This window comes from Streptomyces gossypii (assembly GCF_025165795.1).
Taxonomy (GTDB): Bacteria; Actinomycetota; Actinomycetes; order Streptomycetales; family Streptomycetaceae; genus Streptomyces; species Streptomyces gossypii.
Genome location: NZ_JAJAGO010000004.1, coordinates 266,372 through 278,459 on the forward strand (window position 1 = coordinate 266,372; position 12,088 = coordinate 278,459).

General features: G+C 70.0%; 8 protein-coding genes. 7 read left to right on the forward strand and 1 reads right to left on the reverse strand.

Features of this window, described 5'->3' with window-relative positions:
- The 3 genes from LHJ74_RS10375 to LHJ74_RS10385 all read left to right on the forward strand — a co-directional run bounded on the left by LHJ74_RS10375 (window position 1) and on the right by LHJ74_RS10385 (window position 6,508).
- Window positions 1-1,068: an aldose epimerase family protein gene (locus LHJ74_RS10375; RefSeq protein ID WP_260217611.1), complete on the forward strand. Its 1,068-nt coding sequence runs from the start codon at window positions 1-3 to the stop codon at window positions 1,066-1,068.
- A gap of 119 nt (window positions 1,069-1,187) precedes the next feature.
- The gene (locus tag LHJ74_RS10380; RefSeq protein WP_260217612.1) at window positions 1,188-3,656 is read left to right on the forward strand and encodes a beta-L-arabinofuranosidase domain-containing protein; all 2,469 of its coding nucleotides are present in this window, start codon (window positions 1,188-1,190) and stop codon (window positions 3,654-3,656) included.
- A 254-nt stretch (window positions 3,657-3,910) separates the two neighbouring features.
- Entirely contained in the window at window positions 3,911-6,508 is a 2,598-nt protein-coding gene (locus LHJ74_RS10385; RefSeq protein WP_375546723.1) for a PA14 domain-containing protein, read from the forward strand.
- Between the two features lie 80 nt (window positions 6,509-6,588).
- Here the strand turns inward: LHJ74_RS10385 and LHJ74_RS10390 are convergent, their stop codons facing one another.
- Window positions 6,589-7,872: a cation:proton antiporter gene (locus LHJ74_RS10390; protein ID WP_260217613.1), complete on the reverse strand. Its 1,284-nt coding sequence runs from the start codon at window positions 7,870-7,872 to the stop codon at window positions 6,589-6,591.
- Window positions 7,873-8,415: 543 nt separating this feature from the next.
- Between LHJ74_RS10390 and LHJ74_RS10395 the strand changes: the two genes are divergently transcribed.
- The 4 genes from LHJ74_RS10395 (at window position 8,416) to LHJ74_RS10410 (ending at window position 12,081) form a co-directional block, all read left to right on the forward strand.
- Window positions 8,416-9,876, forward strand: a complete 1,461-nt coding sequence (locus LHJ74_RS10395; RefSeq protein WP_260217614.1) for an FGGY family carbohydrate kinase — start codon at window positions 8,416-8,418, stop codon at window positions 9,874-9,876.
- A gap of 129 nt (window positions 9,877-10,005) precedes the next feature.
- Window positions 10,006-10,944 (forward strand): GntR family transcriptional regulator YhfZ, encoded by a 939-nt coding sequence (gene yhfZ / locus LHJ74_RS10400; protein WP_260217615.1) that lies wholly within the window; start codon window positions 10,006-10,008, stop codon window positions 10,942-10,944.
- A gap of 358 nt (window positions 10,945-11,302) precedes the next feature.
- Window positions 11,303-11,680: a PRD domain-containing protein gene (locus LHJ74_RS10405; RefSeq protein WP_260217616.1), complete on the forward strand. Its 378-nt coding sequence runs from the start codon at window positions 11,303-11,305 to the stop codon at window positions 11,678-11,680.
- A 41-nt stretch (window positions 11,681-11,721) separates the two neighbouring features.
- Window positions 11,722-12,081: a DUF2620 domain-containing protein gene (locus LHJ74_RS10410; RefSeq protein ID WP_260217617.1), complete on the forward strand. Its 360-nt coding sequence runs from the start codon at window positions 11,722-11,724 to the stop codon at window positions 12,079-12,081.
- Window positions 12,082-12,088 lie beyond the last annotated feature (7 nt).

Consider the following 12,088-nt stretch of genomic DNA (forward strand, 5'->3'; position numbering starts at 1 on the left):
ATGCCCCGACCCACCGTGCAGCACCGGCCGTTCGGCACCGCCCCCAGCGGGGACGACGTCGTGCTCTGGCGTCTGGAATCCGGCACGGGAGTGCACGCCGAGATCCTCACCTACGGCGGCATCCTGCACACCCTCGGCGTGCCCGGCACCACCGGGGAGACGACCTCCGTGGTCCTCTCCCCCGCCTCCATCGAGCAGTACGCCGAGAAGAGCTCCTACTTCGGCGCCATCGTCGGCCGCTACTCCAACCGCCTCGCCCACGGCCGCTTCACCCTCGACGGAACGACCCACCACATACCGACGAACGACCGCGGCCACGCCCTGCACGGCGGCCCGGAAGGGTTCAACACCCGGATGTGGCAGGCCACTCCGCTGCGGGACGGCGACACTGCCGGGGTGCGGCTCTCGCTGCACAGCCCGGACGGCGACATGGGCTTCCCCGGTGCCCTCGACACCACCGTCACCTACACACTCGACGCCTCCGGAACCCTCTCCCTCGACTACACGGCGACCACGGACCGCCCCACCGTGGTCAACCTCAGCAATCACGCCTACTTCAACCTGGCCGGGCAGGACGACATCCTGGGTCACACCCTGGAGGTCGACGCCCCCGCCTATCTGCCGATCGACGCGGACGGCATCCCGCACGGCCCCGTCGCCGACGTGACCGGTACCCCCTTCGACCTGACGTCGCCCCAGTTGCTGCGGGAGCCCCTGCAGTCCACCGACAGCCAGATCCGCGCGACCGACGGCTTCGACCACTGCTGGGTGCTGTCCGGCCCCCCGGACGTGCTCCGGCGCGCCGCCCGGCTCACCGCGCCTGCCTCGGCCCGTGTGATGGAGGTGTGGACCACCGAGCCCGGCGTGCAGGTCTATACGGCGAACCAGCTCGACGGCTCGCTCACGGACGACTGCGGCCGACGCCTGGACCGCCACGGTGCCGTCTGCCTGGAGACCCAGCACCTGCCCGACACGCCCAACCGTCCCGACTATCCGAGCACCGTGCTGCGCCCTGGTACGACCAGCCGCAGCCGCACCGAACTCCGCTTCCCCCACCTCCCGGTGTAGCCCCGACGCGCCGCGAAAAAGGGACAGCGTCCGATAACCGTGGATCACGCAGGCTCGGAGCGCGGCTGCGCCATGCCCGCTCACTACCCGAAGCGCCACACTCGGAAGGATGTCCAGACATGGAACGTCGCCAGTTCCTCGCCGGCACACTCGCTGTCTCCGGCGGTATCGCGCTCAGCGGCATGGCGGGGCTTCCCGCGCAGGCCGCGGCTCCGCGTCCGCCGGTCGAACTCGTGGGGCCGACCCGCAAGGCGGCCCACTACCCCGTCAACCGCGCCCCTCTGCAGTCGACTCCCTTCCTGCGCCTGCCTCCCGGCAGCATCAGCACCGGAGGATGGCTGCGCGAGCAGCTGAAGCTGCAACTGGGCGGCCTCAACGGGCGCCTGCCCGAGATCTCCGACTTCCTCGACCCGGCCACCAGCGGCTGGTCCCTGCCCAGCAAGGGGGGCTGGGAGGAACTGCCCTACTGGCTCCGCGGTTTCGGGGACCTCGCCTATGTGACCGGGGACGCGAACGCGCTGGAGCAGACCCGCGCCTGGATCGACCGCATCCTCGGCACCCGCCAGTCCGACGGCTTCTTCGGCCCCACCTCGCTTCGCACCGCATTGAACGGCGGCCCCGACTTCTGGCCGTACGTGCCGGTGCAGGACGCCCTGCGCAGCTGGCACGAGTACAGCGGCGACGAACGGGCGCTGTCGGCGCTGACCGGCTGGCTGAAGTACCTCAACGGCCAGAAACCGGAGCAGTTCGGGCACGGTTGGGGCACCTTCCGCTGCGCGGACGTCATCGAGAGTGCGTACTGGCTGTACAACCGGACCGGGGACGACTGGCTGCTCGACCTGGTCCGCAAGGTGCACACGCACTCCGCCGACTACACCACCGGCATCCCGAACTGGCACAACGTCAACCTCGCCCAGGGCTTCCGCGAGCCCGCCCAGTACGGCCTGCTCGACGGCGCCTCCTCGCTCCGTTCCGCCACCTACCGCAACTACGAGACCGTGATGCGCCGCTACGGGCAGTTCCCCGGCGGGGGTTTCGCCGGAGACGAGAACTGCCGGAGCGGCTACGCGGACCCGCTTCAGGGCTTCGAGTCCTGCGGCATCGTCGAGTACATGTACAGCCACGAGCTGCTCACCCGGATGACCGGCGACCCGGTGTGGGCGGACCGCTGCGAGGAACTGGCGCTCAACATGCTGCCGGCCGCCCTGGATCCGCAGCACCAGGGCATCCACTACGTGACCTCGGCAAACGGCGTCCAGCTCGACAACGGGGCCAAGAACCACGGCCAGTTCGACAACGACTTCGCCATGCAGGCGTACATGCCCGGCATCCACAACTACCGCTGCTGCCCCCACAACTACGGCATGGGCTGGCCGTACTACGCGGAGGAACTCTGGCTCGCCTCCGCCGACGGCGGCCTCTGCGCCTCCCTCTACGCGCAGTCGTCCGTCCGGGCGAAGGTCGGCGACGGGACGACGGTCACCTTCACCGAGGACACGGCATACCCCTTCGAGGAGACCATCACCTTCACGCTGAGCACACCCCGGACGGTGAACTTCCCGCTCTACCTGCGGCTCCCCGGCTGGTGCTCCGCTCCCTCCGTCCGGCTGAACGGCCGGCCGGCCCCCCGCCGGACCAGTGGCGGCTATCTGGTGCTGAACCGCGAGTGGCAGGACGGCGACACCCTGGAACTGCGGCTGCCCATGCGCACCAGCGTGCGCACCTGGAAGGACAACAACGACGCCGTGTCCGTCGACCACGGCCCGCTCACCTACTCCCTCCAGATCGACGAGGACTGGAAGCGCTTCGCGGGCACGGAGGACTGGCCGGAGTACGAGGTGCACCCCGCCTCCCCGTGGAACTACGCCCTCGAACTCGACAAGAACTCCCCGGAGAAGTCGTTCACCGTCGAACGCACCGGCGCCGACGAGGCCAACCCCTTCACCCACAGCGGCACCCCGGTGCGGATGCGCGCCCGGGCCCGCCGCGTCCCCGCATGGCGCACCGACGACCAGGACGTCATCACGCCGCTTCAGCAGAGCCCCGTACACACACGGGAGCCCGTCGAGCAGGTCACCCTCATCCCGTCGGCCGCCGCACGGCTGCGCGTCACCGCCTTCCCCTCGGCCGGTACGGGGCCGCGCGCCCATGAGTGGATCTCGTGCACCGCGTCGTTCAGCGGCGTCGACACGCCCCAGGCTCTGATCATGAACGCCGGGACGGAACCGGCGAGTTCGAGCGACCACTCGATCGCCCGCTTCACCTGGTGGGACCGCAGGGGGACCACCGAGTGGGTGCAGTACGAGACGACCGGGGCCACCCGCCTGGACGAGGTGTCCGTGTACTGGTTCGACGACACCGGCGTGGGAGCGTGCCGCGTCCCCGATACCTGGGAGCTGCTGTACCGGGACGGCGCCGGTGACTGGAAGCCGGTGGAGAGCCCTACGGAGTACGGCACGGCGACGGACCAGTTCAACCGGGTGGCGTTCAACCGGGTGACGACTACCGCCCTGCGCCTGCGGGTTCACCTGCGGGCCGACTACTCCGGCGGCGTGCTGGCCTGGCGGACCGGACCCGCCAAGCGATAGGCGGCGAGGGTGACGCTCGCGCGCCGGGGCGCGGCACCGTGCGGTGCCCCGCGGTGCGCCAACGGACCACGTGCGCCGCCGCTCCGTGCGGCCCAGCAGACCGTGCAACCCAGCAGCCCCCGTTCAACCCAGCGGCTCCAACACCCCAGCAGCTCCAACACCCCAGGTACACACGTACGTTCTACCGGGAGGTTCTGTTGCGTATCCCCCATCTGAGTGCGCCCAGACGTGCTCGCGCCCGTTCGGCATCCTGGCTGATCGGTATCGCCACCCTCGCCCTCGTCAGCACCGCCGTCGTGCCCGGCGCCGCCGCCTCGGCGGCGGAGGAATCCGGCGTGGCACACGGCCTCAAGGGCGAGTACTACACCCAGTCCGCGACCGGGGCCTTCGACTTCGACGAGCTGAAGGCCACCACGGTCGACCCGAGTCTCGACTTCGACACTCTCGAAGAGCGACTGCAGGCACGCACCGGCCAGGCCGACGACGCCACCGTGCGCTGGACCGGGAAGATCACCCCGGAGAAGACCGGCGACCACACCTTCTCGATGTCCGGTGACAACGGATTCAGGCTCTGGATCGACGGCAACCCGGTGATCGACCACTGGGTCGACGACTGGGACAACGAGCAGAATTCCGAGCCGGTCCCCCTCGAGGCGGGCCGGGCCTACGACATCAAGGTCGAGTACTTCGAGCACTACGGCGGCTCCAACCTGCACCTGCGCTGGACCCCGCCCGGCGGCGCGAAGACGGCCGTCCCGCAGTCCGCGTTCACCCTGCCCGAGGGCATGGACTACAACGGGCCGACCGGGGTTGCCGTCGAAGCCTCCGGCCGCACCCTGAGCATGGAGTTCCCGGAGGCCCTCTCCGCTCCCCCCACGGGTTTCCTGGAGCACGTCGAGGCCGTCATCGGCGGCGCCGAATGGCCGCTGGACAAGGCGCGCCTGGACGCCGGCAACTCGAAGAAGCTCCTCGTCACGCTCGAGGAACCGGTCGTCGGACAGGGCGGGCTCGCCGATGTCCGATACGACGGTGAAGGCGGTCTGAACACCGCGGACAGCGAGGCGATCGACGAGTTCTGGACCTCCGGCGCGAACAAGTCCGAATACCAGCTGAAGACGAAGTGGGCCGACGAGGTGGGTCCGGACAACGCCCTCCCCGAGTACCCGCGCCCCCAGCTGACCCGTGACGCATGGAAGAACCTCAACGGCGAATGGCAGTTCGCCGGTGCGGAGGAGGGCGAGCAGCCGCCGTTCGGCAAGAACCTCGACGAGCGGATCCTCGTCCCCTACCCGGTCGAGTCCGAGCTCTCCGGCATCGAACGGCACGAGGAGCGCATGTGGTACCGGCGCACCTTCACCGTGCCCCAGGGATGGAAGGTCGGCGACCGCAAGCGGCTGAACCTCAACTTCGACGCCGTGGACTGGAAGGCCGACGTCTACGTCAACGGCACGAAGGTCGCCGGCCACAAGGGCGGCTACGACCGGTTCACCGCCGATGTCACCGACGCGCTGAAGCCGGGCAGGAAGCAGGAGCTGGTGGTCGGCGTGTACGACCCCACCGACTCCCGCGACGGCGAGAACCAGCCCGTGGGCAAGCAGCGCCTGAACCCGCAGGGCATCTTCTACACCCCGTCCTCCGGCATCTGGCAGACGGTGTGGATGGAGCCGGTGTCGGCTGATCACGCTACGGACGTGAAGACCACCCCGGACGTCGCGGGCGAGAAGGTCGGCGTCCAGGTCCGCGGCGTACGCGACGGCCTGCCGGTGACCGCCGTCGCCTACGACGGCAAGCGGGAGATCGGCAGGACCACCGGCGTCTCCGGGGAGGACATCGCCGTACCCGTGCCCGACCCGCACCTGTGGTCCCCCGATGATCCGCACCTCTACCAGCTGAAGGTCACCGTCGGGGAGGGCAGGTCGGCGGACAAGGTCGGCAGCTACTTCGGCATGCGCACCATCGCGGTCGAGACCATCGACGGTCAGCAGCGCACCGTGCTCAACGGAGAGCCGGTCTTCTCCATGGCCACTCTCGACCAGGGTTTCTGGCCGGAGGGGCTGCACACTCCGCCGACCGACGAGGCCCTCGCCTACGACCTGGAGATGCACAAGAAGCTCGGCTACAACTCGGTACGGAAACACATAAAGGTCGAGCCCGACCGCTGGTTCTACCACGCGGACAAACTCGGCCTGCTGGTCTGGCAGGACATGCCGTCCATGGCCGAGACCCCGAAGAGCGACGCCGCCCGCAAGCAGTACGAGAAAGAGATGAAGGAGATGATCGAGCAGCATGACAGCCACCCCTCGGTCATCATGTGGGTGACCTTCAACGAGGGCTGGGGCCAGTACGACCAGGCACGGATCGCCGACTACGCGAAGGCGCTCGACCCGACACGCCTTGTCAACAACATGAGCGGTCACAACTGCTGCGGGGCGGTGGACGGCGGCAACGGCGACATCTCGGACGCCCATGGCTATCCGGGCGCGCAGCTGCCCGAACCGGACGGCGAACGGGCACTGGTCAGCGGCGAGTACGGCGGTCTCGGCCTGGCGGTTCCGGGACACGCCTGGCCCGTCCGTCACACGTACGTCGGCGTGGAGCGGGAGACCTATACCGACAAGTACCTGGAGCGGCTCGAGGAGGTCGAGGAACTGGCTGCCTGCCGGGGCAGCAGCGGTGCCGTCTACACCCAGATCACCGACCTGGAAGGCGAGTTGAACGGCCTGCTCACCTATGACCGCAAGGTCGTCAAACCCGATGTGGACCGGCTCAAGGCAGCCCACGAGGCGCTGATCGAGGGGGCGTCCGAAGGCACCTTGACCTGTTCGACGTCCTCAAAGGGCCTGGCGGACTGACAGCTCGTGAAAGGCGTGCCTCCCCCGGGCGGGGAGGCACGCCGTACGAGCCTGAGGTTCCGGCCGGGTCAGGTCGGTCGTCAGGGCACCGGATCTGGTACGGGGCCGGTGACGGGCGGGATGGTGTCGGGGTTCGCGAGCGGGGCTTCAGGCGCCGATGGCTGCGCCGTCACGCCGAGCAGTTGCAGCGCAGGCCCCGCCATGGCCGTGGTGACGACCGCCAGGATCACCATCATGGTGAACATGTCCGCGTTGATGACCCCGAGTTGGCGCCCGATGTCGAGCACCACCAGCTCGGTGAGTCCTCTCGTGTTCATCAGGATTCCGAACGCTCCCGCCTCCCGCCAGGACATCCCCGACATCCGGGCAGGCAGCCCGGCGCCCGCGAGTTTGCCGACGACCGCGACCGCCAGAAGGAACAGCAGGATCAGCAGGCCGGAGGGGGCCAGGGTGCCCAGATCGACTGTCAGCCCGGTGACGATGAAGAAGACGGGCAGCAGCAGAGAGACGATCTTGCTCAGCGGCGCGGCGACATGCTCGTGCACCTCGCGCGAGACCGTGCGGGGCATGGCGAGGCCGAAGGCGAACGCGCCGAAGATCGCGTGGATGCCGATCCAGGAGGTCACCCAGGCGGAGAGGAACACACCGGAGGCGATCAGCGCGAGGTACATGCCGCCCGCCACCGGCCGGGACGAACGTGCCGACCGGCTTATCAGCGTGCGCAGCAGCGGACGCACCACGCAGGCCATCAGCAGCGCGTAGGCCACGGTCAGCGCGAGCACCGCGACGAACCGGCCCGCGCCGTCCGCCTGGGACACCGCGACCACAAGGACGAGAACGCACCAGGCCAGCACGTCACCGATGGCGGCGCAGGCCATCGCCATGGTGCCCACCTTCGTCCCGGACAGCCCGCCGTCCTTGATGATCCGGGCCAGCACCGGGAAGGCGGTGATGGAGAATGCCGTGCTCAGAAAGAGAATGAAGGTGCTCAGCTGGACGTCGCCGCCGCCGTAGCGGTCGAACAATAACGCGGCGGCTCCGGCACCGAGCGCGAACGGCACCGCCATCGAGAGTCCGGCGAGCGTGGCGACGGCTTTACCCCGGCCGTGCAGCCGGGTGAAGTCGAGCTCCCAGCCGGCGAGGAACATGAAAAACACCAGTCCGACCTGGGCGATCACCGAAAGCGCCGGCCGGGCGTCAGTGGGGAAGAGCTGCTGTGGCAGGTCACCGGGCAGCAGGCCCAGGACGCTCGGGCCCAGCATGATGCCGGTGGCTATCTCCGCGACGACGGGTGGCTGTCTGAGCCGTCGGCTCAGCCTGACCACCACGGCGCCGGCGATCAGCACGATGGCGATGTCGGCCATGACGACCGCTCCCAAGGGAAGCCCGGAGCCTGTCAACTCGCCTCCACGGTAGTCGAACCGGGTTCGAGAACCCCCGGCGAACGGTCCACCCCGCCCTTGCCGGAATCTGCAGAGGGGGGAACTCCTCATTCTCTTCGAATGCGGAGTTCCCGCAGAGTCCATTATTAGCCATTGGGAACTTGATCGGACCTCTTCATCGGAGCAGGACCAAATGAAGATAACCATATTTTCCAGCGAATTTTATGGCCTCGCGTTTCGCAGCGGGCTCGCGGCGGTCATTCAGCAAACGGGCAGCAAACGGGCAGCCGACTCACAGCAGGCGGTCGCGGAGCCGGGGAATACGGTCACCCGCCGCCACACCCCCGACCGCTCCGGCGACAGAATGTACCGCCTCCCCGGACGGCTCGGCAGGCCGCCGCTGGCGACGGGTCGCCACGGTCGCCCGGTAGTCTCGTTCCCCCCGGGCCAGGGACCCGGGCCGGCGTGCGCACCACGTCGCCGGTACCCCATGCACATTCCGGAGCTGGAGGGCATCCACGGAGCATGAGCATCGTCGCCGGGCTGGACAGCTCGTCCGCGTACACCCGTGTCGTCGTGTGCGACGCCGACACGGGCGCGGTCGTCAAACAGGGGTACGCCGAACATTCCGGTGAGCGGGACGATCCACAGTCCTGGCTGATCTCACTCGGCGAGGCCGCGGGCGGCGGACAACTCGCCGACGTACGGGCAATCGGCGTCGCGGCCCAGCAGCAGGGCGTCGTCGCCCTCGACTCCTCGGGGACCCCTGTCGGACCGGCGCTGCTCGGCAACGACCGGCGGATGCAGACCGCCGCCGCCGACCTGACCGACGCCCTCGGCGGACGGGCGGCCTGGGCACAGGCCGTGGGTGCCGTACCGCAGGCCGCGCATCCCGTCTCCAAGCTCCGCTGGCTCGCGCGTCATGACCCGGCAACGGCGCGGCAGGTGGCCGAGGTCCTCCAGCCGCACGACTGGCTGGTCTGGCAGCTGCTGGGCCGCCCCGACCGGCGTACGACCGACCGGGGCGACGCCTCCGGCACCGGCTACTGGTCGGCCGCGCAGGAGTCCTACCGGCCGGACCTCGTCGAACTGGCCCTGGGCCACCAGGTGTCCCTGCCGCAGGTGATCGGCCCCGCCGACAGCGCCGGGCACACCCCGGAGGGCCTGCTGATCTCCGCGGGCACCGGCGAGACCATGGCCGCGTCCTTCGGACTCGGCGTCGGCCTCGGCGACGCGGTGATCTCACTGGGCGCCTCCGGCTCGGTCTTCGCCGTGCACCATGAGGCACTCACCGACCCCAGCGGCACCATCACCTCCTACGCCGACGCCACCGGGATGCATCTCCCGGTGGTGCGGACCCTGAACGCCGTACGGGTGCTGCGCGGCACGGCCGAGGTGCTCGGCACGGACCTCGACGGGCTCTCCGAACTGGCGCTCAAATCCACACCGGGAGCCTCCGGGATGGTCCTCCTCCCCTATCTGGAGGGCGAACGCACCCCCGACCTCCCGCACACCGCGGGCTCCCTGCACGGCCTGCGGCGCGAAAGCATGCGGCCCGAACACCTGGCGCGGGCGGGCCTGGAGGGCATGCTCTGCGGGCTGGCCGACGCGCTGGACGTGCTGCGTACGCGCGGCGTCCAGGTGCGGCGGGTCTTCCTGCTCGGCGCGGCGGCCGACCTTCCCGCCGTGCAGGCGATGGCGCCGGGGCTGTTCGGAGCGCCGGTGGTGGTGCCGCAGCCCGCCGACTACACGGCACTGGGCGCCGCGCGCCAGGCCGCCTGGGCCCTCTCGGGCGGTGGCGGCGCGCCGCCGCCCTGGCCCGCGGCGGCCGGCCAGTCCTTCGAGCCTGGTGACGAACTGGCTGTGGGCCAGGCGATCCGGCAGCAGTACACGGCGGTGCGCGAGCAGACGTATCCGGGGGCGTTCCAAGCGGCGGCGGCGAAGCCTTCGGGGGCGGCGGATGCGCCGTCGTACGGGCAGCCCTGACGCGTTCCCCGTGCGCGGCTGGCACCCCGCCGGCCGCCTCCACCACAGGTCCGGCAGGGGATTGCGGCCACGACCCGCGGCAGTCTGAGAGCTTTGACAGAATCCAGGATTCTGATTATTGTCCCTCGCATGCTTGCCGGTGAAGAGCGGTTCCTCACGCGAAACGGCCTGGCGGCCCGCCAGCTCGCCGCGGTCCTGCTGCGGTATGAGCCGGACACCCGGCTGCCCCGGCTCCGCGACTTCGCGAAGGACCTGGGCGTGGGCAACGGCACCGTACAGACCGGCCTCCAGCTCCTGGAGGAGACGGGCGCCATCGAGACCAGGGCGCGCGGCCATCTGGGCACCTACCTGGTACGAATGGACCGCGCCCTGCTGTGGCGGCTGGCCGGCCTCGGCACCCTGCTGGCGGCCATGCCCCTCCCCTACTCGCGCCGTTACGAGGGGCTGGCCACCGGGCTCCGCACCGCATTCGAGGAATCGGGCGCCCCGTTCGCGCTCACCTTCATGCGCGGGGCCACCACCCGGCTTTCGGCGCTGCTGGAGGGCAAGGTCGACCTGGTCGTACTGTCCCGGTTCGCCGCCGACCGGATAGCCGCGGAGCACGAGGTGCGACTGCTGGCCGACCTGGGGCCGGCCACCTACGTGGGCGCCCACGGGCTGCTGCTCCGGCGCGGCGTGCCACTGGAGACCGAGGGACTGCGGGTCGCCATGGACTCCTCCTCGGAGGATCTGCGGTTACTGGCCACCCGCGCCTTCGCCGGCCGCCCCGACATCGCCTGGCGGGAGGCTTCCTACATGCAGCTGCGTGACCTGTTCGCGCGCGGCGAGGTGGACGCCACGGTCTGGAACCTGGACGAAGTCCGGGACCACCTGGGGCCGGATGTCGAGGTCCACCCGCTGGGGGACGAGATCACCCGGGACCTGGCGCTGCGCAACTCCAGCGCCGCAGTGATCAGTCGGCCCCAGGGCGCCGGGCCGCTGGAGGCGGTACGAGACGCACTGGACTTCTCCCTGGTCACGGACGTCCAGGCCGAGGTACTGCGGGGCGAGCGGGTCCCGCTGTACTGACCGGCCGCCACCCCTTCACGCCGACTCCCGCCCCGCCCCGCAGCCGCACGCCGCCTCCACCGAGGCGTCGGCACCTGCGGCGGCACCGCAGGTCGTAGCCCCGAACTGCCCGTTCCTCGGTACGAACGACGCAGGGGCTTCTCAAAAACCAGAATCCTGACTACTGTTCCGATTCCCGCTCCCCGTTAATGGGAGCAACCATCACATAATGGCTGCGCCACCGGACACGGGCGGCACCGGACACGGCCGGCAGGAGCCCCGCGACACCGCCGATGCCCCGCGAACCGCACCCCGGCCCCCGCGCAAAGCATCCGGCACCAGACACCCGGCACCGCACACACGGAAGGACGGACAGACCATGGAGGACAGGCTCGCCGAGCGCATCCGGCTGTTCCGGGAGAGCGGTCAGGTACGGCCCGCGGTCGCCGACTTCGTCTCCGCCGAGCTGGAGGCACTGGCCGCCGAGGAGCTGCCGGTCTCCGAGGAGACGGCGGGCATGCTCACCAGCCATCTGATGATGGCGCTCACCCGCCTGCTGAACGGTGAGTCCATCGACGAGTTCCCCGCCGACGAGCACATCGCCGACGAGCTCGCGGAGCAGCCGGAGGCGGTCGCCCGCGCCCGGGCGGTGACGGAACGGGCCCAGGGCACGCTGGGCGCCGCACTGCCCCAGTCCGAGATCAACTTCCTCGCCCTGCATCTGGCCGTCCTGGCCCAGCGCTCGGCCACCCGCTGAACCGGAATCCCCTCGGAAAATCGGAACGGAAGGACATCACCATGACCAAGATCCTCACCGGCGGCGTCGCCAAGACCGAGGTCGCGGACACCCTCGGCGCACAGGGCCTCACCGCGCTCCAGGTCACCGTCTCCAACGACATGGACGCCGCGATGCAGCTGCGCTCCGGGCAGGCCGACTACTACCTGGGCACCTGCCACACCGGTGCCGGGGCCTCGCTCGGCGTGCTGGTGGGCCTGCTGGGCAGCGGCGCCTGCCACACCTTCGGCCGTTCGATACCCACCGAGGCTCAGGTCACCGCCCTGCTGGACCAGGGGAAGAAGGCGTTCGGCTTCGGCATGGACCAGCTCGCCGACACCGCACCCGTCATCGCCCGTGCCATCGCCGCGCGCGCCGCCTGACCGCCGC